18 protein-coding genes are annotated in these 20,828 nt (G+C 62.5%); 11 read left to right on the forward strand and 7 right to left on the reverse strand.

Annotated features, from left to right (window positions below; all coding sequences use genetic code 11):
- Positions 1-36: 36 nt before the first annotated feature.
- From ABGT83_RS00785 to ABGT83_RS00800, 4 genes are all read right to left on the reverse strand, one after another.
- The gene (locus ABGT83_RS00785; protein ID WP_346685555.1) at positions 37-1,650 is read right to left on the reverse strand and encodes an FAD-dependent oxidoreductase; all 1,614 of its coding nucleotides are present in this window, start codon (positions 1,648-1,650) and stop codon (positions 37-39) included.
- Between the two features lie 199 nt (positions 1,651-1,849).
- Entirely contained in the window at positions 1,850-2,725 is an 876-nt protein-coding gene (locus ABGT83_RS00790; protein WP_346685556.1) for a LysR family transcriptional regulator, read from the reverse strand.
- 90 nt (positions 2,726-2,815) lie between these two features.
- Entirely contained in the window at positions 2,816-3,982 is a 1,167-nt protein-coding gene (locus ABGT83_RS00795; protein WP_103264155.1) for a phosphoglycerate dehydrogenase, read from the reverse strand.
- 574 nt (positions 3,983-4,556) lie between these two features.
- Entirely contained in the window at positions 4,557-5,222 is a 666-nt protein-coding gene (locus ABGT83_RS00800; RefSeq protein WP_346685557.1) for a hypothetical protein, read from the reverse strand.
- Positions 5,223-5,967: 745 nt separating this feature from the next.
- On the opposite strand from ABGT83_RS00800, the gene ABGT83_RS00805 reads away from it, so the two are divergent.
- Positions 5,968-6,768, forward strand: coding sequence for a YebC/PmpR family DNA-binding transcriptional regulator (locus tag ABGT83_RS00805; RefSeq protein ID WP_103264158.1), 801 nt, complete (start codon positions 5,968-5,970; stop codon positions 6,766-6,768).
- 71 nt (positions 6,769-6,839) lie between these two features.
- Here ABGT83_RS00805 and ABGT83_RS00810 read toward each other — a convergent pair whose 3' ends face one another.
- Positions 6,840-7,436, reverse strand: coding sequence for a hypothetical protein (locus ABGT83_RS00810; protein WP_103264159.1), 597 nt, complete (start codon positions 7,434-7,436; stop codon positions 6,840-6,842).
- A 905-nt stretch (positions 7,437-8,341) separates the two neighbouring features.
- Between ABGT83_RS00810 and ABGT83_RS00815 the strand changes: the two genes are divergently transcribed.
- The 8 genes from ABGT83_RS00815 (at position 8,342) to ABGT83_RS00850 (ending at position 17,630) form a co-directional block, all read left to right on the forward strand.
- Complete coding sequence (locus ABGT83_RS00815) at positions 8,342-9,337, forward strand: IS1595 family transposase (RefSeq protein WP_346685558.1); 996 nt, start codon at positions 8,342-8,344, stop codon at positions 9,335-9,337.
- A 105-nt stretch (positions 9,338-9,442) separates the two neighbouring features.
- Positions 9,443-12,751 (forward strand): lipase family protein, encoded by a 3,309-nt coding sequence (locus tag ABGT83_RS00820; protein ID WP_346685910.1) that lies wholly within the window; start codon positions 9,443-9,445, stop codon positions 12,749-12,751.
- A gap of 230 nt (positions 12,752-12,981) precedes the next feature.
- A complete protein-coding gene (gene ruvC / locus ABGT83_RS00825; RefSeq protein ID WP_103264161.1) occupies positions 12,982-13,533 on the forward strand; it encodes a crossover junction endodeoxyribonuclease RuvC in 552 nt (183 codons plus the stop codon).
- On the forward strand, positions 13,530-14,129 hold the full coding sequence (gene ruvA, locus ABGT83_RS00830) for a Holliday junction branch migration protein RuvA (protein WP_103264162.1): 600 nt from the start codon (positions 13,530-13,532) through the stop codon (positions 14,127-14,129). Before ruvC ends, ruvA begins: the two co-directional genes overlap by 4 nt.
- 32 nt (positions 14,130-14,161) lie before the next feature.
- Positions 14,162-15,253, forward strand: coding sequence for a Holliday junction branch migration DNA helicase RuvB (gene ruvB / locus ABGT83_RS00835; protein ID WP_346685559.1), 1,092 nt, complete (start codon positions 14,162-14,164; stop codon positions 15,251-15,253).
- Positions 15,254-15,421: 168 nt separating this feature from the next.
- Positions 15,422-15,928 (forward strand): hypothetical protein, encoded by a 507-nt coding sequence (locus tag ABGT83_RS00840; RefSeq protein WP_346685560.1) that lies wholly within the window; start codon positions 15,422-15,424, stop codon positions 15,926-15,928.
- Between the two features lie 331 nt (positions 15,929-16,259).
- Positions 16,260-16,463, forward strand: coding sequence for a cold-shock protein (locus ABGT83_RS00845; RefSeq protein ID WP_015539962.1), 204 nt, complete (start codon positions 16,260-16,262; stop codon positions 16,461-16,463).
- A 132-nt stretch (positions 16,464-16,595) separates the two neighbouring features.
- Entirely contained in the window at positions 16,596-17,630 is a 1,035-nt protein-coding gene (locus ABGT83_RS00850) for an MBL fold metallo-hydrolase (protein WP_346685561.1), read from the forward strand.
- A 39-nt stretch (positions 17,631-17,669) separates the two neighbouring features.
- On the opposite strand, the gene queA is transcribed toward ABGT83_RS00850, so the two are convergent.
- Positions 17,670-18,776, reverse strand: a complete 1,107-nt coding sequence (queA, locus tag ABGT83_RS00855) for a tRNA preQ1(34) S-adenosylmethionine ribosyltransferase-isomerase QueA (protein WP_346685562.1) — start codon at positions 18,774-18,776, stop codon at positions 17,670-17,672.
- On the opposite strand from queA, the gene ABGT83_RS00860 reads away from it, so the two are divergent.
- Positions 18,775-18,918, forward strand: a complete 144-nt coding sequence (locus ABGT83_RS00860; protein ID WP_346685563.1) for a hypothetical protein — start codon at positions 18,775-18,777, stop codon at positions 18,916-18,918. The two genes, queA and ABGT83_RS00860, sit on opposite strands and share 2 nt — an antisense overlap.
- A 142-nt stretch (positions 18,919-19,060) precedes the next feature.
- On the opposite strand, the gene ABGT83_RS00865 is transcribed toward ABGT83_RS00860, so the two are convergent.
- Positions 19,061-19,834: an epoxyqueuosine reductase QueH gene (locus ABGT83_RS00865; RefSeq protein WP_346685564.1), complete on the reverse strand. Its 774-nt coding sequence runs from the start codon at positions 19,832-19,834 to the stop codon at positions 19,061-19,063.
- Positions 19,835-19,916: 82 nt separating this feature from the next.
- On the opposite strand from ABGT83_RS00865, the gene ABGT83_RS00870 reads away from it, so the two are divergent.
- Positions 19,917-20,828 carry an HAD family hydrolase gene (locus ABGT83_RS00870; RefSeq protein WP_346685565.1) on the forward strand — a complete coding sequence of 304 codons (912 nt, stop codon included), beginning with the start codon at positions 19,917-19,919 and terminating at the stop codon, positions 20,826-20,828.

Below are 20,828 nucleotides of genomic sequence, written 5' to 3' on the forward strand. Positions count from 1 at the left end.
TCGCGGTTGCATTCGCAGGGCGAGTCGCCGAAACAGTTAGCTCGTGTATTCCGCCATCTGCATGCCGGCAAGGCGCCCGGAGCTGTAAGCCAGGCCCGAGCAGGTGCCTCCCACATCGTAGTACGGGCGGCTGTAGAGGCTGCCGTTCTCCACGCCGGCGATGTAGAGGCCCTCGATGGGGCTGAAGTCGGCGCGCAGCGCGCGCGTGAATTCGTCGGTACGGCATCCGCCGAACGTATTGAAGGCGCCTGGATTGTACTTGAACAGGTAGTATGGGCCTCCGTCTGCCACGGGAATCAGCATCTCGGCGCGCTTGCCGAACATCGTGTCCACACCGGCTGCCGCCATGTCGTCGTACGCTTCCACCGTCGTCTCCAGCTCGTCAAGGCCCGCCTGCGCGGCCACGTCGGCGATGGTGTCGCCCTTGAACACCCAGCCGGTGTCGATGGCGTCCTGCAGGCTCTGGTCCAGGTCTTCTAACGGCTGGCCATACAGCAGCATGCCCGATACCCAGAACTCGGGGCTGTCGATGATCTGGTAGTAACCCTGCTCCTTCAACGCGTCGATGACGCGCTGTCCGAAGATGGCGTAGTACTGCTTCACGTGCAGCGTGGCCTCGCCGCCGCCGGCCATGGACTCGTTGGCCAGCATGTACTCGTTCATGAAGCGCTTGCCGTGCTCGTCGACGATCAGCCCGCCGTAGAACGCGGCGCCTAGAAGCGGGTTGCCAAGGTTGAAGCCCAGCTCTTCGGTCGATCCGAAGATGTCGTTCATGCCTAAGCCATGCGTGCTCTCGCGGAAGGCTCCCGCCTCTTGGGCGATTTTGACGCCGAGCCCCTTCTGCCATTCGGTGGACGATGCCACGATGGTCATGTCGCCGTACACCTCTTTGAGCATATCGGGGTTGTCGATGTAGCCGCCGCATGCTAGCAATGTGGCCTTCGCCTTGAAGTCGATAACTTTTCCGTCCTCGTCTTCGGCCTGCACGCCCACGCAGGCGCCGTCCTCCATGAGCGCATGCTTCGCCTCGGTCGAGAAGCGGAACTGCACGCCGTAGGCATCCTCCAGATGCTTCTGGAACACGGCGCTCTTGTTTTCGGTGCCGAACAGGTGCACCTCTTCGAAGCCGATGCTGTAGCGGTCGGCGCCCAGCGTAAGCTCGATACCCAGCTCGTCGAAGATGTCGATGTTGCCTGGCAGCAGCTCCACGCAGGTCTTTAACAGCCGCGCGTTCACGGTCCAGTGAGCGAAATTGACCATGCGGTCGAACAGCTGCTCGATGGAGTAGTCCTGTCCGGCGGCCTCGGTGTAGGGCGTTTCGACGGCCGCCGTGCCGCTGACCATATTGCCGTTGTTCGCTTCGATGGACGGGCAGTTCGCTATGACAAGGATGTTCTCGGCACCTGCTTTGCCCGCCTCGTAGGCCGCCATGAGGCCCGCCGCGCCCGACCCGACGATGAGGATGTTCGACTCGACGGTCTCGTCGGCAGTTTTGATCTGGGCAGCTTCACCCTCGGTCGCGCTCTGCTCGGTCGTTGCCTGCGATCCGGGCGAGCATGAGGAAAGCAGCCCTGCGGCGACGAGTCCCGCCGCCCCGGCCATGCCCCCTCCGATGAAGCTGCGTCTCGAGATTCCCTTCGATGTTTCCATGGTCCCTCCTCCAAAACGTGATGGTCTTCGCGCTTCGGCCTTCTCCGCAGGTGGGGAAAGTCGATGCTCCGATGCCCTCAAGTGTAGGAAGAGGGAAGCGCCGTGTGAAATACCCGTTTCGCACGGCGTTATGCCGTTTGCTTATGATACCTGCTGGAAAGGCTTGCCGATGTCGCCCGAACCATGCGGCCGCGTCGCGTCACAGCCCTTCGCCGTCCAGCAGGTCGACGAACGCCTTCAGCGCGGGGTTCTCGTTGTCCTTGAGATAGACCCATGCCGTCTCGAGCGACCAGGTTATGCCCTCGATCTCAAGGGCGTGCACATCCTCCTGCTTGAACGAAACGACGCTTTCCGGAACCAGCTGTACGCCCAGCCCGAGCCGCATCATGAGCCAGGCGATGTCCTGATCCTCGGCGAACAGGATGCTCTCGGGAGCGGCATCTCCCAGTACCGGCGGGATCACCGATTCCGCATCGCGCCTGTCGTGTGCGGCGAATATGTTCGTGTAGCGGATGAGTTCTTCCGCGCGTATCGAGCTTTTGGACGCGAGCGGGTGGCTCTGATGGACGAGTAGGAAGGGTTTGTTCGATCTGCGGCCGGCGACGGCGATGCGCTCGTCGTCGCAGATGCTCCCTGCGGCGGTGAAGCATGTGTCAAACTGGCCTGCGACCAGCTGCTTGCGCTGCTCTTTGGAGAACGCGCGCCTGAAGCGCAGCCTGACGCCGGGGTGCTCGTGGTGGAACTGTTTGATAGCCTGCATGTCGGAGCTTTGCGAGCTGCCGAATACGCCGAAGCTCAACTCGCCCGAGTAGCCTTGCGCAATGGCCCTTCCCATGTCGCGCGCCGCCTCGAGTTCTTCCAGCACGGACAGGGCGTTCGGATAGTACGACCGTCCTGCGCGCGTGAGGACGACCTCTTGATGCGTGCGGTCGAACAGCTTGAATCCGAGCTCCTGCTCGAGCGCCTGAATCTGCTGGCTGACGGCCGGCTGCGCGATGTGCAGCTCCTCAGCGGCCTTCGTGAAGCTGCGATGGCACGCGACCGATGCGAAGCATTCCAGCTGCGTGGTTCTCATGGGGCCTCCGTCTCATAGGCGTCTTCAACGGATGCGGCCCCGCCGGATCATCCGACGGGGCCGCGAGGTCGTTGGGGTTTCAGCGGCCTTTTAGAGCACGCGCACGCGCCGCACGCCCGCGATGCCGCCGAGCTGCTTCTTCACGGCATCGTAGGGCATCTCCTGGTCAAGATCCAGGCAGGTGTAGGCGTATTCGCCGCGCGCCTTGTTCACCATGTTCCCGATGTTGACGTTTGCCTCGCCGAACGCGGTGGCTATCTGGCTGATCATGTTCGGCACGTTCTCGTGCAGCACGCAGACGCGGCTGCCGATCTCCGGCATGGGGCCGGGATCGCAAGCGGGGTAGTTCACGGAGTTGACGATGGCGCCGCGCTCCAGGTAGTCCATCATCTGGCGAACGGCCATCATCGCGCAGTTCTCTTCGGCTTCCTCAGTGGACGCGCCCAAGTGAGGAAGAACGACGGCCCCTTTCATCCGCATGACCTCGGGGGTGGCGAAATCGGTGATGTAGGCATGGACTTTGCCCGATTCGAGCGCGGCGGCCATGGCGTCGTTGTCCACGAGGGTGTCGCGCGAGAAGTTCAGGAACACCGCTCCGTCCTTCATGAGCGAGCAGGCGCGCTCATCGATCATGCCGATGGTCTCTTCGACGGCGGGCACGTGGATGGTGAAGTAGTCGCAGGTGCGCAGCAGCTCGTCGAGCTCGGTGACGTGGTGCACGGCGCTCGACATGCTCCACGCCGCGCCAAGGGAGACGTAAGGATCGTAGCCGTAGACGTCCATGCCCAGGTCGACGGCCGCGTTCGCCACCTGCGCGCCGATGGCGCCCAGGCCTATGACGCCCAGCTTCTTGCCCAGGATCTCGCGTCCGGCGAACTGTTTCTTGGCTTTCTCGACCGCCTTGGCGATGTTCGGGTCGTCGGCGTTGGCGCGGCACCACTCGATGCCTTCTACGATGCCGCGGCTGCCCAGCATGAGCGCGCCGATGACGAGCTCCTTTACAGCGTTCGCATTGGCGCCCGGCGTGTTGAATACGACAACTCCCTTCTGCGAGCAATGCTCGAGCGGAATGTTGTTCACGCCCGCGCCCGCGCGCGCGACGGCTCGCAGACACTTGGGAAGCTCCAGATCGTGCATGGCGGCGCTGCGGACGAGGATCCCTTCGGCCCGGGAAAGGTCGTCGGTGAGCTCGTAGGCGTCGGTGAGCAGGTCGGTGCCCTTGGCGGAGATGTTGTTCAGGCAGTGGATGTAGCGCATGTGGTCGGTCTCCTTCGGGATGGACGGCGGCAGCCGTGACGTTCGCCCGCGTCGCCGTCTCGCTCGTGTGCATTAGAACATGATGCGCCGGGCTTGTAGCGGTGTCAACAGAAACCCAGCCCACGGGCTTTTGCGCCGGCAAGCGCTTCGAGACGTATGCAGTTGGCTTAAGCCGTGCATTCCGCTCCCTCTTCCGCTCCCTCTTCCGCTCCCTCTTCCGCTCCCTCTTCCGCTCCCTCTTCCGCTCCCTCTTCCGCTCCCTCTTCCGCTCCCTCTTCCGCTCCCTCTTCCGCTCCCTCTTCCGCTCCCTCTTCCGCTCCCTCTTCCGCTCCCTGCGCTTTAGCATGCTAAAGCGCAGGGCAAGTTGCTGCCGAAAAAGACGCCGGTTTGGCACGAAATCTCATGATTGTTTTGGTAAATCAAAAAACGACCTGGGGAAATGCTTCTGAGATGCACGTAGAGGATGTCCAAGGGCGCAATTTCGTGCCAAACCGGCATCTTTTTCGGCAGTGCAGTCGTATGGAAGATGGTTCAGACGCGTGAAGCCGCGGAAAGCAGCAAGTGGCGTGCTGGCTTAAGGGGGATCAAGCAGCTGGCGGCGAAGTTCAATATGGTTTGCTCTCCAGGATCGATCAGGACGAAACCGCCTGTCAAGGCGATGTGCGACGCGGCGGGCCACCACCTCGAACTCGGCGGTATTGTGCATGTGGCGGTTGGCTACCGTCACCACCTCGAAGCCAAGATGAGTCAAGACAGTTCTGCGCGTTGCGTCGCTGGCTATCCGTTCAGAGCCGGTATGGTGGAGGTCGCTGTCGTATTCGATGGCCAGTTTTTCTTCCGGCCAAAGCAGATCGCATCGCAGCGAACGCCTTCCGGTTGCCTTGCGGGCGTTCTTGGGCAGAGGAATCGCATAATTCATTTTCGGTGGAGGGTCTCCGCAGCCACCTAGGCGAGCGGGCAGATCGAGCAAAAGAGCGACCATCGTTTCGCGCGGTGATTCCGATCCGTCTTCAACATATCGCAATGCGCGTTGAGCTTCGGCGATTCCTCGCTCGCCGGTGCAATTCTCGACGTATGACTTGAGGAAGGCTGTGTTCGTGATCGGAGCGCGTTTTCGCGCGCTTCTCGTTTCGCCAGCTGACAAGCTGTAGGCTCCGCAGAACTCAAGACCCAGTTGAGCTGCGTGTGGAAGAGACAGCTTGGAGGCATGGCGCAGAAAGCATAGCTCGGGCGAAAGCACGAATATGTCCTTTTCGATCTCGGAAAAAGAACGGGAAGGGAATGCGCCCGCATGGACGAAGCACCGGATTCCCTTGCAGCGGAGTCGGGCTTCGCCACTCGATACGAGAAGATGGAGCGGCTCGCGGGCGAGTGCGGGATATCTGCGCAGGAAGTATGCGATGCGATCGGGGCTTGGTTTGCCCGCGTTTCCGTTTCCCGGTGCGCGCATTGCACGCATGGCACGAGGAGGAGGGCCTGAGCCAGCTCCGACGGAGCGCCAATAGAGGAGTGCCGAGGCGTCGCATATGAGAAGAAGGGCCGGTTCCATAGGGTGAAAATATCACGTTCCTGAATTTTCATCAATATCAAAATAGCGTATTTGATCAGGTATTTTTTTGATATTACTCCCATTGACAACGTGCTTGATTTGCAACGGATCCGTGGTGGAAAGGGGTTGGAAGCGCGCGAGGGGACAGCGGGCAAGGCATCGACGGCCGCTGGGATCTGCGCTGGAAGCGCGTTGGGGATCATCCGGAGAGAAGGCTCGCGCCGCGAGCCATCCGGGCGTGCGGGGTGGGCGTTCCGGCCCGTTCGCTCGCCTCCGTCGCGCGTGTCCGTCCGATGGTTGCGAGTTTTCAGGTTCTGAGTCCAATCGGCTCCGAATTCGTTTCCGCGTTTTTGAAGACCATGCGAAAGCGACCGGGGGATTTGAAGGGGTATGCTAAAATAAACGGCTGGCAAAAGCACCAACGGAAGGGACGTATATGTCAGGGCACTCAAAGTGGGCTACAACCAAACATCGTAAGGCTGCTGTGGACGCGAAGCGCTCCGCTCTGTTCAGCAAGCTGTGCCGCAACATCACGGTGGCTGCGAAAGAAGGCGGCGATCCCAACCCCGACAACAACGCATCGCTCGCGGCCGCCATCGAGAAGGCCAAGGGCTACTCCCTGCCGAAGGACAAGATCAAAGTCGCTATCGACAAGGCGTTCGGCACCGGCAAGGACGCCGCCAACTACGAGACCGTGATCTACGAGGGCTACGGCCCGGCCGGCGTCGCCATCTACTGCGAGGCGCTCACGGACAACCGCAACCGCACCGCCGCCGATGTGCGCGCCGCATTCAGCCATGCTGGCGGCAACTTGGGCACGTCGGGCTCGGTAGCGTTCATGTTCGAGCGCAAGGGCCAGGTCATGGTTGCTAAGGAGATCGAGACCGGCGATAAGAAGAACCCCATCGGCCCCAACGGCGCCGCGGCGGACGAGGACGAGTTCATGATGGCCGTAGCCGAGGCCGGCGGCGACGACTATGAGGACGCCGAGGACGAGTGGATCGTCTACACCGCTCCGACCGACCTCATGGCCGTGAAGAAGGCTCTCGAGGAGCAGGGCATCGAGGTGAAGGGCGCCGAGATGACGATGGAGCCCACCACGCCCGCCCAGGTGAGCGTGGTCGACGCGAAGAAGGTCATGCGCCTCATCGACAGGCTGGAGGAGCTCGAAGATCTGCAAAACGTCTACCACGCCATGGACATCACCGATGAGATCGCCGAGGCGTTGGACGAATAGGGACCTCTTCGAACGACCACGCTGTTTTTCACGGGCGCGCCTTCGGGCGCGTCCGCTGCGTATCGGGCGGCTTACAGTCGAGCGATCACGACGGCCATGATCGCGGCGAACACGCCGACGACGAGAAGCGGCAGAGCACCCGCCACGAACGAGGGCAGGGGCTGCAACCGGAAGTACAGCAGGTAGCACGCCAGGCAGCCGACGAACACTGCGACCACCGCTGCCGCAAGTCCGACAGCCGCTGCGGCTGCGAGCGCCCCCGACCCGGCAAGGGCGTTCAGCACGGCGAACTCGAGCGCCGCCCACAGCACGAACAGCAGAAGCTCCGTGGTGACGGGCCTGCCGAAGATCCTCGTCGTGGCGAAAACGAGCGCGAAATACGCGCAGATCCCGCCTACGGCGAACGCCCAGACCGGAACCGGCAAACCGCCGCGTCCGCCTGCGCCGAGTCCCGCGAGGCCTGCGACGATGAGCGCGACCACTGCTATGCCCAGGATGACGGCGCCCACGATGAATCCCACGCCCGTCGCGTACAGCGCGCCCGTCGCCTTCGGCAGGCTCGGATTGAAGAACGTCCACCACCAGGCCAGATACAGCGCTGCGCACGCCGCCAGGCACGCGTGGCCCCACACAAGCGATCCAGGGATTGCCGCGCTCGTCTCCACCATGGCACGCTCCTATTCTTTAGAACCAGAATTAGTGCACGAGAACCCGCATTCCTCGAGAACTGCTGTCTTGCGAAATCAGACAGCTTGGCATCGAAGCGAGCATACCGCGTCCAAAGGTCTTTGTAGAGCGAGGACGGCGCAAGGTTCCGCGATCGTCACGGTTTGCACTATCCCGCCGCCAAGAACCGAAGCTTCCAACCTCTTTTGACGCGAAACCCGGCGAAGCCTGGCAAAACGAGCGAAACCCGGCGGATGCTGGCAAGCCCGGCGAAACCTGAAGAAGCCCCACCACGCGAAAAGCAGGAACATCGATGGGTCAGCGTTGCCGAGGTCGGGTGATTCCGAGCTAGTTCGAAACATGTCCGTTGTGCGACCGGGCATGACATCGGGAGCGCCAGTCGTGACATCAGTGTTGAAATGATGATCGAGATCTTTGAAAATCGTATATTTCCGATTCGGTAATCATGAAGAGGGGAGACGGTGCGGATGCAGAAAGCGATTGAAGCAAGCAGGCAGGCGGTTCGAATGGGATGCAGGTGCATTCTCGTGCTGATTCTTGCCTGTTCGACTATCCCTTTGTCTCCAAGATCCGCTCTCGCCGATGATGCGGAATCGGAGACTTTGTTCCCTGAGTCATTCATGGTCCGGGAAAGGCAGCTCGAAACGGTTCCGGATGGGTGGATCGGCATCTCTACTGCGGAAGAGCTGCGAACGATTTCGGACGGAGGCTGCTATATCCTTATCCGACAGTCAACCAGTGTAGGGATGAGGGCGTGCTCATCTAGCCGCCGCGGCAGGGTGGTACAATCACGCTGCCAAACGTAGATTTGCGCGGGTGCCCATCTGGCCCTATGTTTGGCGACGTCCCGGCCGGATGGGCGCCTGCGCGGATGGGACAACGCCAAATGAAGAGCCCGAACCCCTTCTCGGGCGGGGTCGACGCGCTTTCCGACGCGGACTTCGCCCTTCTGGTGGATGCCGTCGAGACCAGGAGGTGCCGCGAGCTCGTCGGCGCCGGGACCTACGACGAGGCGGCGCGGAAGTGGAGGCCGAGGCCGAGGTGCCCGTCGTGCTCGTACGAGGGCTGCGCCTCCGACGGCTCCACGCCCGCGGGCCACCGCGCCTGGTCGTGCGGCCGGTGCGGCCGGAAGTTCAACTCGCTCACTGGGACCGTCTTCGAGAACGCGAAGAGGGCGCTCTGGAGGTGGGTGGTCTTCATACGCCTCATGTGCTTCAACGTGCAGCTCGACGCCTGCGCCGAGCTCTGCGGCATCTCCCACCAGACGGCCTGGGAGTGGCGCCACCGGGTCATGGCCACCGTGGACGGCTACCAGGACCGGATCGTGCTGGGGGGCAAGGTGTGGATCGACGAGATGTACGTCACTGACTCCGACCTCAAGGGTGACCCCGGGTGGAGGCCGAAGAAGGGCCTCAGCAAGAACAAGATCTGCATCGCCGTGGCGATCGACGCGCGCAAGAACGTTGTCGCCGTCAGGTGCGGGCACGGCAAGCCGTCCGCGAAGCGCATAAAGGAGGCCCTGCTCCCGCACATCGCCGAGGGCTCGGAGATCTTCCACGACATGGAGAAGTCCCACAGGTCGCTGGTCGAGGCGGTGCGGGGCATCGACCGGCCCTGCAAGGCCGACACCAGGGACCCGGAGTACCTTGAGCACATGGCCATGGTCAACAACCTCTGCTCGTGGGTGAGGCGCTACCTGCGCGGCTACGTGGGCATGGACCTCAAGTACCTCCAGTCGTACCTCAACTGGTACGCCTACCTCTTCAGGGTCAAGCGCGACGACGAGAAGTGGCCCAAAGTGGAAAGGGTGCTCCGCCATTTGTTCATGGCCGACGCGAGTTTCCGCAGCTCGAGGAAGCGAGATAATCCCTATACTGGTTGACTGTCAAATATCCTTATGGAGGACATCGACCTTTCGGCTTGGGGTAATTGGGATCCGATAGCATTCCAGGGCGCATTCGATGGAAACGGCCATGTCGTGAAGAATATGGTCATCGACACGGCGCATGCCGATTCGCTCAGTCAGTCAAGTCGCTTGGGATTGTTCTCAACGCTGTCGAGCGGTTCGCGAATAATGAACCTTGGAGTTGAAAACTGTCAGATATCCGTCCCGGCGAATCGCGAGGTCTGGTCGATCGGCGGGATAGCAGGGTACGCGGAGGGGGAAGCAAGCGAGGGATCCGCGTTTTCCAACTGCTATGCAACCGGATCCATTGCGAGCGATTACGCCAGAACCGATGGTCTCGTCGGAACGATCCCGTTTGTAGGAGGCGTGTGCGGGCGTGCCGATCTGCGGGGCAGTGCATTCGACTCCTGCTACAACCTAGTGGATATCGCGGTGCAGGGCGGTTTGGCGGGAGGCGTGTGCGGGTATATCGGAAGCTCGCCCAGTGCCACGCGCGTAAACCGATGCGCGAACTTCGCTTTGGTGTCGAACGAGGCCGGCCCGGCTGGTGGGATTGCTGGCTATACCGAGTCGAGCTATTACGAGGGAACGCAGACCGAGGAATGCCTGAATGCGGGGCCTGTTCGCGGCTCCGGTCTGGCCGGGGGAGTGTTCGGGCACTTCGGAGGCAACTCGACGATCGCAAACTGCTTCAATGCCGCGAAGGTGACCGACAGTACCGCTCAAAGCGATGGAAGCACGCAAAGCTCGGCCGGTGGTCTGGCAGGCGAGAACCTGCTCTATACGAACTGCAAAAACTTTTACAACGTGGGGGATGTTATTGCTGAAGGAGGTGGCGGGCGCGCAGATCACGTCGTCCCCGATTGCGATAACCGCAGCGGACTTACCCAGTCCGGGGTGTATTGCTCAGACGCGGCGGATTTGCAAGGTCGGCCATATAAAGCGGTAGAGGCCTTGACCGATGCGGAAATGAGGATCGCCGACTCGTTCGCCGGGTTCGACTTCGAGAACGTTTGGCGCATGGGCTCCGGCACGTACGGATATCCTGTTTTGAAGTTCCTTCCGGTCGGCTTCGAACGGCATCTTGTCGCAGGAGGCGATCCCGAAAAGCCGGACATGGGAAGCGCGACGGTCTACTTTCATACGACCGTCGGCGTGGACAAAGACGCCCCGCTGTATGACGGAGTCGATCTCAAGGGGCAGAAGTGGCTGGATCGGGAGCTGTCGTTGGACTGGGGCGACACGCTGTTCCATGCACCGGCGACGAACTACGAGCATCGGCTGGCACGGCTTGGAATCGCGCTCAGCATGATGGAATATGCTGAAGGAAGGTTCGTCAATTCCGAGTATTCCGAAGTCGTCCCAAGGGTAGAGGGAGATAAAACCTGGCAGAGCGTGTACACCGAGGAGGATAAGGCCGCTTCGTACGCCTTTAGGACGCTGCGATCGATGGGGTTTGCCGATGAGGATATCGCCAACTACTTCTATCGGGATGAGCAGCGCGCGAATTCGTATGACACCTGCGCTTTCACGCTGGCTTACAAGGATATAGCACTGGCGGATGGAAGCACGGTTCCCCTCGTTATGGTCTTGGTGCGCGGCACGGCGGCGAATGCGGAATGGGTCGGTAACTTCAATGTTTCGAATGAGGAAAAAGACGATATCGGCTATCACGAAAGCTTTATGAAGGCATCTGGTGAGATCGCATTGGCCCTGCAAGACTTCTTGAAGGGGAGGAACATCGATTCTTCCGACGTAAGGTATTTTCTAACAGGTCATAGCCGCGGGGGCTCGGTAGCGAATATCCAAGCCGCCGCTCTTTCCAGGACGGTGGGCGGTGAGAACGTGTATGCGTACACGTTCGCCTCTCCGAACGGGGTGTCGCAAGACGTGATGGAAGGGGAAGACTTCGACAACATCATAAACATTGTGAACCCCGAAGATTTAGTGACAAAGGCGCCCCTGTCCAAGTGGGGCTATGCTCGCTACGGTGTGTCTTTATGCACGCCTTCAAAATCCAATTCCTCAGAGTATACTCGGCAATATCTTCCAGTGATGCGACAGTATTTTGCTCAGTATTCGAGTAACGAGACCTACCATCCATATTTCACGGGTGCGCTCGCTTCGAATGCGGCTGTTGAAGCGGTATTCTCGCTATCTCCCAGCATTGCCGGATTCTATGGACGGCTCTACGGCCTTCCGGGTTTCAATTTGATAGACAAGCATCAAACCGACGAGCTGGAATGGACGTCATTTCACGCGATGCTAGAAGCTTTTATGAAGTTGAAGTTCACCGGTTCGGAGAATCTGACGAGTGCCGATTGGGCGGCGCTTGTGTATTGCGCGGCACCTGCGGCAATCGGCATCGTGAAGGTCGTCGAAGCCATAGGATTGCACCCGATCGTCTCGACTGCGGGTGGAGCTGTGATCGGCATCGCTGCCGTCGACATCGCTTTAAACCTCGCCGATGCGCATTGTGGGGAGACGTATCTTGCATGGATGATGACCTCTGACACCGTGGCGATGTATAAGAATCGTTTCAAGGGAATAGCCGTCGCATGTCCTGTCGATGTGCATGTCAGGGATTCTGAGGGAAGGTTGGTCGCCAGTATCGAGGACGATAAGGTGGACGAGTCCATCATGCAGGATGGTCTCGCAGCTACCGTCGATGAAAATGGAGTCAAGAAGGTCGATATACCCGATGACGATACCTATTCCGTCGAGCTCGTCGCGACGGGCGATGGCGAGATGGATTATACCATCAGCGAATACGAAGGCGAAGGAGCCTCGCTTCGCCACGTGCAATTCCGCGACGTGCCTTTGTCCGAAGGGGAGCGGTTCGAGGGCGTGATATCCGAAGGGGAGGGCAACCTTGCTTCGACGTTTTCCATCCACAGCTCCTATGGGGAGACGATAGAGCCTGACGCAGAGTACGGCGGAGGCGACGTCGATAATCTGACAGTGACCGTCGAAGCACAAGGCCAGGGCAACGCCTGGGGCAACGCGCGCGTTACGAAAGGGTCGCCCGTCACCGTCGAAGCGCAGCCGCTTGGCGAGGCGGTCTTCGACGGATGGTACGAACACGGCAGTCTTGTGAGCGAAAGCGCGAGCTACTCGTTCCAGGTCGAGGATTCGCGAGCGTTGGTAGCGAAATTTAAGGATGCCGGCCAGGGCCCGGGGGAGGGTCCAAGCGAGTCCGAGGGCGGAGAGGGAGACGGACGATTCTCGGAAGGAGCTGATGAAAATGCAGGAGCGCGCGGCGTCTCGCCTTCCGTCGCGCGTTTGGCTTCGACGCGCGACGACAGTGCCGTGAACTTGGCGCCTGCCTGCGCGCTGCTGGCGCTGCTCGGATGGTCGATTGCGATTGCCATAAGAAGGCGCTTGCGATAGCGGGAAGATCCGGGCGTCGCTGAAGCGGAGCGAGCGCGTTCGGGCGTCTCTTGAGTGGGGGCGGACGTCGCTTGAGGGGCTCGCTTGATCGGTTCGGGCGTTGCTGGAACAACCGTCGGGGGTTGGAGGGATCGTAGAAAAGGCGCGCTTTCGAGCGCGTCTTTTTCGTTCTGTACGGCGAATTGTGGTACTATGCATGCGAACATTCGTTTGCAGAAGAAGTGAGGACGATGACGCTCGTCGAACGTACCATCTTGGGCATCGATCCCGGTCTGGCGAACACCGGCTGGGGCATCGTGGCGCAGCGCGGGCCGCACCTGACATGCCGCGCATATGGGTGTGTTTCCACATCGAAGGACGCGCCACTCGCCCAGCGGCTGCACAAGATCCATGAGCAGATGGCTGCCGTCGTCGCACGGTTCGAGCCTTCGTGCGCGGGCATCGAGACCGTGTGGTTCGGCGCGAATGTGCAGAGCGCCTTCGCTACGGGCCAAGCGCGCGGGGCCGCGCTCGTCGCGTGCGCCGATCGCGGGCTCGAGGTGCTCGAGTTCTCGCCCAGCCAGATCAAGCTGGCGGTGGTGGGCACGGGCTCGGCCGAGAAGGACCAGGTGCAGTACATGGTGCGCCAGCTGCTCGCGCTCGACGACGTGCCGCGGCCCGATCACGCGGCCGATGCACTAGCCGCGGCCATATGTTATACGACGCACGAGGGCTTTGCGCAGCGCACCGGGGCGGCGTGCGTGGCCTATGATTCCCCCAATTCGGGAAAGGACCTGCGATGATCGCGTTTCTGAAAGGCACCTTGGCGGGCAAGACGACCTCCTCCGCAGTCGTCGAGGTTGCTGGCGTAGGCTATGCCGTGGGAATGTCGCAAGCGGCCCTCTCGAAGCTGCCCGAGATGGGCGGCGCGGTGGAGGTGCACACGTATCTTCAGGTGAGCGATAGCGGAATCGCGCTGTACGGCTTCCTCACCTTGGAGGAGAAGGCGCTGTTCGAGCGCCTGATCGGCGTGGGCGGGGTGGGGCCGAAGGTGGCGCTCGCCGCACTCTCGGCGTTCTCGCCGGCGGCGCTCGTGGCCGCCGTGCAGGCGCAGGACGTGGCCGCCGTTCAGCGCATCCCCGGCGTGGGCAAGAAGACAGCCTCGCGTATCATCCTCGAACTCAAGGGCTCGTTCGACCAGGGAATCGCGGGGCTCTTCGAGGACGAAGCTCCGATCGCTGCCGTTATGGCGGAGCGGCTGGCCGGCGCACGGGAGGCGCTCCTGTCCATGGGCTTCACCTCCGCAGAGGCGGAGGTGGCCCTCAAGGGCGCGCCCGAGGACGGCGATGAGAGCGTGCTGGTACAATACGCTCTGAAACGACTGGGATCGAACGCGTAGGCGTACCGCGCCGATGAAACGGATAGGCGGCCATGGCTGACAACGGCATCGAAATAGAGGGGCTCGTGTTCGAGGCGGACGCCGCCACCGGCGACGCTCGTCCGGCTTCGCGCGGCGAAGCGCATGCGCGCACGGTCGGAGCCGAGCTCACCGAGGACGACCTCGCGCTCGATCGCAGCCTGCGCCCGAAGCGTCTCGGCGACTACCTGGGTCAGGCGAAGATCAAGGAGTCGCTCGCCATCCTCATCGAAGCGGCCCAGGCGCGCGGCGATGTGGTGGACCACATCCTGTTCTCTGGGCCTCCGGGGCTTGGCAAGACCACGCTCGCCACGGTGGTGGCCAACGAGCTGGGCGCCAACATCAAGACCACGAGCGGGCCCGCCATCGAGCGCACGGGCGACCTCGCTGCCATCCTCACGAATCTCGAGGAGGGCGACGTCCTGTTCATCGACGAGATCCACCGTCTGAACCGCATGGTGGAGGAGGTACTCTACCCTGCGCTCGAGGACTTCGCCCTCGACATCGTGGTGGGGAAGGGTCCGGCGGCGCGCTCCATCCGTCTCGATCTGCCGCATTTCACGCTCGTTGGCGCGACGACGCGCACAGGGCTGCTTACCGGCCCTTTGCGCGACCGTTTCGGCATCGTGTTCCGGCTGCAGTACTACACGCCCGAGGAGTTGGCCTCCATTGTGCGGCGTTCGGCGTCCATTTTGGGGGTGAGCATCGCCGAGGACGGGGCGCTTGAGATCGCACGGCGTAGTCGCGGTACTCCACGTTTGGCGAACCGCCTGCTCAAACGCGTGCGAGACTGGGCGCAGGTGCGCGGCGACGGTGACATCGACGAGGATGTGGCAGCCCAGGCCTTGAGCTTTTTTGAGGTTGACTCGCTCGGCCTCGACAACATGGACAACCGCATCCTCGAGCTGCTCGCGGTGCAGTTCGGCGGCCGGCCCGTCGGCCTCACCACGCTTGCTTCCGCGCTCTCGGAGGACACAGATACGCTCGAAGACGTGTACGAGCCTTATCTTATGCAACAGGGGCTCATGGTGCGCACGCCGAAGGGGCGCCAGGCAACCGAGCGGGCCTACGAGCACTTGGGAATCAGACAGGTCGACTCTCAGTGACCTGCTGTGCTCTATCGATCAGCAAGGGCCTCTCCGAAGCCTCGGAGCGCCGTATTGCTGGCCGGGCGCACGGCTCGCCGCGGTCGAGCGCAGAAGCGGCAAGGCGGAACATCGAAGAAGACTGCAGTGTCGGCGGAGTACTCCGTTCGACAGAACGGAGGACGAAGCATGCTCGAGCAAGACTACCTTATGCGGATCATCCTGCAATACGCCGAGATCCTGCGCCGCAGCTGGTTCAAGGCTCGGGAGGAGGGGGATCCGAAAGCGGCGGCTGCGATGCTGGAGGACGCTGTCGGCGAGGCGACCGATATCGACGGCACGACACTGCTGTCACTGTCACCTGATTCCGTCGCGCGTGTGCTCCAGGTGTCGGGGACCGATCCTCGCGTGATCGAATTCGTGGTGCGCAGCCTTGCGCTCGCTTCCGTATACTTGCGCGATGCCAACGAAGGATCGCTCGCCGATCTGCGCTTGCAGCAGGCGCGGTCGTTGGCGGACGCGTACGGGCTCTATCTGCCCGAGAATCCCGAGGACTTGGCCGACCTGCTCGACGACGAGGGGCTTCCGGGCGAGTCTGCCATCGTCGACATCGAAGCCGGATGCGGGCTCGATGCGTCGTTCGCGAGCGAGCAGCCAGACGATCCGAGCCAGGAAGACGGCGATTTCTGCCGATAGGCTTTCGCGGGCCCTTCAGCTGCGGAGGCCGCTGGTGTCGCGCTGCGGACGCTTTCTGGACCGCACGAAAGCTCTGCGGTCGCGCCGGCACGATATCCCGAGATGCTTGTCCGCCGTACAGGTGTGCGCTCGCTGTGCGCCGGAAACGTAAGAACCTCGAGCCCATTCTGACGAAAGGGTAAAAATCTCAGCAAAAGGAAGAATCCCGACCCTTTTCGCTTCGGTTTAGCGTATAGTGAACGTGTGCTCTCGAGGTGAGAGCGAGTGTTGCCGCCATGCAGCACGCAGTGTTACCTCCTTGAGGAGTCAAGGAGAGGAAAGAGGATTTAAAATGGCGGAAGGTACTGTGAAGTGGTTCAACCCCGAAAAAGGCTATGGGTTCATCTCCCAGAATGACGGCGAAGATCTCTTCGTTCATTTTTCTGAGATCAAGATGGACGGGTTCAAGACTCTCGACGAGGGACAGGCTGTCCAGTTCGACGTCACGACCGGCCAGAATGGCAAGCTCCAGGCAAGCAACGTGACGAAGGCGTAAGCACGATTCACAAAAACATGCCGAAATGGCCCCGCAGCGCGGGGTCATTTTTGTAGGTAGGCCGCAACGCCGAGGCTTTTCGATTCGCTCGGGCTGCGCAGTGCGCTGTGCGTCCCAATGTGAGGATGGGCAATGACGAACTCCATCAATCCCTACGAAGGCGCTTCATCTTACAATCGGTTCCTCATGCAGGAGGACCTGCCGGGCGTCTTCCATAGCAGCTATGCCATCGAGAACTTCTATTTCACGGATCGCCTTGACCTGTTTGCCGTTGTCGAGCCGGGTCGAAGAGCCCTGCTCATCGACACGGGCCACCCTGTCATGTGCGGTACCGAACCGATCGACCGCGCAGTGGAGGACAACGACGTTCCCTGGGAGAACGTCGAAGTGTTTTTGACGCACTTCCATGACGATCACGACGAGAACCTGCAGTACGTTCTCGATCGGGGCGCCGGAGCCTTCTACAGTGGACCGGCGGTTCCGTGGACCGAAGCGTCGCGCGAGGCTTTTCTTCGTCAAACAGGGGCGCTTCGCGCAGGCGATCGTGCTATCTCGGACTGGGCCGATATCCTCATGGGTCGTGATCATTTCACGCCTGCGCTGGAGGAGCGCGTGAGACAGCTGCCCGAGGGCGAAGCGCTGTCGATAGCAGGATACGACCTGGAGGTGCTGTACACGCCGGGCCATACCGTGGAGCATGCGAGCTTGCTCGAACGGAAGCACAGCTTCCTCTTCGCGGGCGACCATCTGCTCGATTCCGCTCCGGGGCTCATGCAGTTCGATGCGTCGAGCCGGTTGCTCGAACGCTTTTTCGAAAGCTTGCACGATATCCGCGCCATGCGCCTTCGTACCGCATTCATGAGTCATCGGGACTCGTTCACGAGCGCGGACGAAGTGAATGCCTTCATTGACAGTGTGTTCGCGAAGTATGAAAAGCCGCTCGACCGTGTTCGGGGGCTCGTGCGTGAGCTCGGACCGGTCAGCGTGTATGAACTGGCGCGCTCGTTTTACGCATATCTGCCCCAGGGCCTGGCCGGCGAACCCGAAAACCGCCGCGTACGCCGCGTCGCCATTCCGTTTGCCTACCTGGAGTATCTGGTCGAGCACGGCGAAGCGGAGCGTCATGAGGACGGCGACGGCTGCTTCCTGTACGAGGCGACGCGCTGAGGCCGTGGAGGGCGCGCGCCGCTTGCGGCCGCTGGCTTTCTAGCGGATGAACATCGCGTCGCCGAAGGAGAGCATGCGGTAGCGCTCTTTGACCGCATGCCGGTAGGCAGCCATGATGCGCTCGCGTGTGGAGAATGCGCTCACGAGCATCATGAGGGTCGAGCGCGGGACATGGAAGTTCGTGACCAAGGCATCCACCACGTGGAATTGGTATCCAGGTAGGATATATAGCGAGGTTGCTTCTCGCTCGCGCGACGCGAGGACGCCCGCTTCGGCGTCCCAAGCGCTTTCGAGGCTGCGAACGCTTGTCGTGCCGACGGCGATCACGCGCCCGCCGCGCTCGCGCGTCTCGGTAACGGCGTCGACGGTGCGCTGGGGCACGGTGTAGTACTCCGTATGGATGACGTGGCGCTCGGGGTCGTCCTCGTCCACGATGCGGAACGTGTCCAGGCCCACTTCGAGCTCCACCGTTTCCCAGCGCACGTGCCGTTCCTGGAGGCTCGCGATGAGCTCAGGCGTGAAATGGAGGCCTGCCGTGGGCGCCGCCGCTGAGCTTTCGCGACGGGAGTACACGGTTTGGTAGAGCTCCTCGTCGCCTGAGTAGTCCTTGATGTAGGGCGGGAGTGGCGTGTGGCCCACCGCGTGCAGCGCTTCGTCGAGGGAGGGCAGCTGCGTGGTGAGGCGCGCGATGCGCTCGCCTTTCTGCGCACCATCGGTCGATGCGGATTGGCTCGAGGGCGCGGCCCAATCCACGATCTCGGCCGACAGCGCTACGTTGCCCGCAGCGTCGGTGAAGTCCACGACTGCGCCCGTACCGGGTTTGAGGCGCTTGCCGGGGCGCACGAGCACCTCCCAGAGTGCGCTTCGGTTCTCCAGGGGCGTGCCATGCTGACGCAGCAGGAACACCTCGGCCGCTCCGCCCGTGCCCCGCTTCGCACCCAGAAGACGCGCCGGCATGACGCGGGTCTCATTAGCTATCAGAAGGTCGCCGGGGTGCAGATAGTCGGCGATGTCTCGGAAGATGCGATCTTCCAGCGCGCCGGTCGCACGATCCATGACGAGCATGCGGCAGCCGTCGCGCTCGGCGGCGGGCTTCTGCGCGATGAGTTCTTCGGGCAGGTCGTAGTCGAAGTCGGAGGTCTTCATGCGAGTGGATCCTTCGGGCGGTTCGCGGGTGGTCGTCGAACTGCCTATTATAGGCGTTCTCATGCCCGACAACAGGCAGGTATTCCTCGAGTTCCCTACCGCACGAGAAGGAAGCGGCTTCCAGACGGTCATCGAAGGATGACGCGCATTGCATTTGCTTCAGCCCTACCGGGGTCTGCGCTCGCTATCGAGCTCCCTATACGCTTGGGCGGGGACGGCTCCCCGTCCAAGCGCGTCTCGGGAGCCTGTACGGACGTTCTGTGGAAGAAATCCAAATTACGAGCCTATCCGTCCGAACGCTCCTGCTCGCGGAGGGCTTTCAGGGCGGCGCGCTTCTTCGCCTGCTTCTCGGCGTAGGCCTGGCGCTCGGCGCGCTTGGTCGCGCGGGCGGCCTCCTCTGCGGCGCGTTCGTCGGCGTGCGCGGCGGCCTTGGCCTCGCGCTCTGCGACGCGCTGGCGCTTGCGCTGGGCGCGCTCGGCGGCGGCTTCGGCTTCGGAGAAGCGACAGCCGCAGAAGTTCTGGCGGTACATGCCCATCGCGCGGCTGCGGCGGGCCGCCTCGTCGTAGAAGGGGCGGTAGTCCTCGAAGTGGGCGTCGACACCCGCATGCGCGGCGGCGCGCTCCAGCTCCTCGCGGATAACGTCGATGAACTGGTAGGGGCTCACCGACAGCGTGGTGCCCACGGCGTCGAAGCCCCGTTCGGCGGCGCTGCGGGCGGCCTCCTCGAAGCGTAGGCGGTAGCAGGCGCGGCAGCGGGCCTCGCGCAAGGGAGCCTCTGTCGCGCAGCGCAGTACGTCGCCGCCCGCCGCCTCGAGCGCGGACTCGCCAACTCTCCCGGCCGAGGCCTCCCAGGCGCCCGGGGCGTAGGGCCCTTCCAGCACGGGAAGGCCCTCGTTGCCGGCCCACGTGCGCAGCGTGCCCAGGCGGTGCGCGTACTCGCTCGCCGGCGCGATGTTCGAGTTCGTGTAATATAAGGCAAGGTCGTGCCCCGCCGCGCGCAGAATGCGCGTCGGCTCGAGCGAGCACGGTCCGCAGCAGGCATGAAGTAGCAATTTCATCGGGTTTCGCACGCTCCTTCGCATCGTCGCCTATACTACCATGACGACAACGACGCACGTCATCGAGCAAAGGAACAACGCAATGGACGAACGCACCGCCCCCTCGCCATCCCACACGGAAGACCTGCTGGACTCGTGGAACGCCCGGGCGGCCTCGAACGCGCCCGCAACGCCGGACGGGACCGGCTCGCGCGCCTACCGCGCGATCTTCTTCGACCTGGACGGCACGCTGCTGCCCATGGAGATAGAGGAGTTCCTAGGCGCGTACTTCAAGGCCATCGCGCGTTTCGTGGCTGAGCGGGGCCTCGACGCGCAGGCATTCTCCGCCGGCCTCAAGGCGGGCATCGGCGCCATGGCGGCCCACGATGACGGCCGCGCGAACGCCGAGGCGTACTGGGAGGCGTTCTTCCCGCATGTGGAAGGCGGCGAAGGGGAGTGGCTGCCCCTGCTCAACGAGTTCTACGAGCACGACTTCGGCGCCATCGGCGAAGGCGTGCAGGCGAACCCCGCCTGTGCCCGAGCCGTCGCGGCGCTGGCGGCCAAGGGCTACCCGCTCGTGCTGGCCACCATGCCCATGTTCCCGCGACGCGCCGTGGAGTGGCGCCTCGCTTGGGCCGGCGTCGATCCGGCGCACTTCTCGCGTCTGACGTCGTTCGAGAACTCCACGAGCGTGAAGCCGAAGCCGGCGTACTACGCCGAGAACCTGGCGGCTTGCGGCCTTGCCGGCGCCGACGTGCTCATGGTGGGGAACAACACGGTGGAGGATCTGGCTGCCTGCAGCTTGGGCGCCGACGCGTTTCTCGTCACGGACCACCTGCTCGACCCGACGGACGGCTTCGACCTCTCGTCCGTGAGGCACGGTGCCATGGAGGAGTTCGCCGTTTGGGCCGAGGCGCTGCCTCCGTGCGCGAACCCGGCCTGCGGCATCGAGGCGGGGGCCGTGGCGGCCGCTGCGCGCGAGGAGGCCCTAGCCGCCTGCGGATCGGAGGCCTAG

The sequence above is a fragment of the Enteroscipio rubneri genome (assembly GCF_963929405.1).
Classification (GTDB): domain Bacteria; phylum Actinomycetota; class Coriobacteriia; order Coriobacteriales; family Eggerthellaceae; genus Enteroscipio; species Enteroscipio rubneri.

What these genes read in the sequence shown, in the direction of transcription:
- queA (WP_346685562.1), bottom strand. Translation starts at nt 18,776, where the DNA reads ATGAAGACCTCCGACTTCGACTACGACCTGCCCGAAGAACTCATCGCG.
- ABGT83_RS00810 (WP_103264159.1), bottom strand. Translation starts at nt 7,436, where the DNA reads ATGGTGGAGACGAGCGCGGCAATCCCTGGATCGCTTGTGTGGGGCCAC.
- ABGT83_RS00790 (WP_346685556.1), bottom strand. Translation starts at nt 2,725, where the DNA reads ATGAGAACCACGCAGCTGGAATGCTTCGCATCGGTCGCGTGCCATCGC.
- ABGT83_RS00860 (WP_346685563.1), top strand. Translation starts at nt 18,775, where the DNA reads ATGCGAGTGGATCCTTCGGGCGGTTCGCGGGTGGTCGTCGAACTGCCT.
- ABGT83_RS00795 (WP_103264155.1), bottom strand. Translation starts at nt 3,982, where the DNA reads ATGCGCTACATCCACTGCCTGAACAACATCTCCGCCAAGGGCACCGAC.
- ruvC (WP_103264161.1), top strand. Translation starts at nt 12,982, where the DNA reads ATGACGCTCGTCGAACGTACCATCTTGGGCATCGATCCCGGTCTGGCG.
- ABGT83_RS00865 (WP_346685564.1), bottom strand. Translation starts at nt 19,834, where the DNA reads ATGAAATTGCTACTTCATGCCTGCTGCGGACCGTGCTCGCTCGAGCCG.
- ruvB (WP_346685559.1), top strand. Translation starts at nt 14,162, where the DNA reads ATGGCTGACAACGGCATCGAAATAGAGGGGCTCGTGTTCGAGGCGGAC.
- ABGT83_RS00850 (WP_346685561.1), top strand. Translation starts at nt 16,596, where the DNA reads ATGACGAACTCCATCAATCCCTACGAAGGCGCTTCATCTTACAATCGG.
- ABGT83_RS00805 (WP_103264158.1), top strand. Translation starts at nt 5,968, where the DNA reads ATGTCAGGGCACTCAAAGTGGGCTACAACCAAACATCGTAAGGCTGCT.
- ruvA (WP_103264162.1), top strand. Translation starts at nt 13,530, where the DNA reads ATGATCGCGTTTCTGAAAGGCACCTTGGCGGGCAAGACGACCTCCTCC.
- ABGT83_RS00870 (WP_346685565.1), top strand. Translation starts at nt 19,917, where the DNA reads ATGGACGAACGCACCGCCCCCTCGCCATCCCACACGGAAGACCTGCTG.
- ABGT83_RS00815 (WP_346685558.1), top strand. Translation starts at nt 8,342, where the DNA reads ATGAAGAGCCCGAACCCCTTCTCGGGCGGGGTCGACGCGCTTTCCGAC.
- ABGT83_RS00785 (WP_346685555.1), bottom strand. Translation starts at nt 1,650, where the DNA reads ATGGAAACATCGAAGGGAATCTCGAGACGCAGCTTCATCGGAGGGGGC.
- ABGT83_RS00820 (WP_346685910.1), top strand. Translation starts at nt 9,443, where the DNA reads ATGGTCATCGACACGGCGCATGCCGATTCGCTCAGTCAGTCAAGTCGC.
- ABGT83_RS00845 (WP_015539962.1), top strand. Translation starts at nt 16,260, where the DNA reads ATGGCGGAAGGTACTGTGAAGTGGTTCAACCCCGAAAAAGGCTATGGG.
- ABGT83_RS00840 (WP_346685560.1), top strand. Translation starts at nt 15,422, where the DNA reads ATGCTCGAGCAAGACTACCTTATGCGGATCATCCTGCAATACGCCGAG.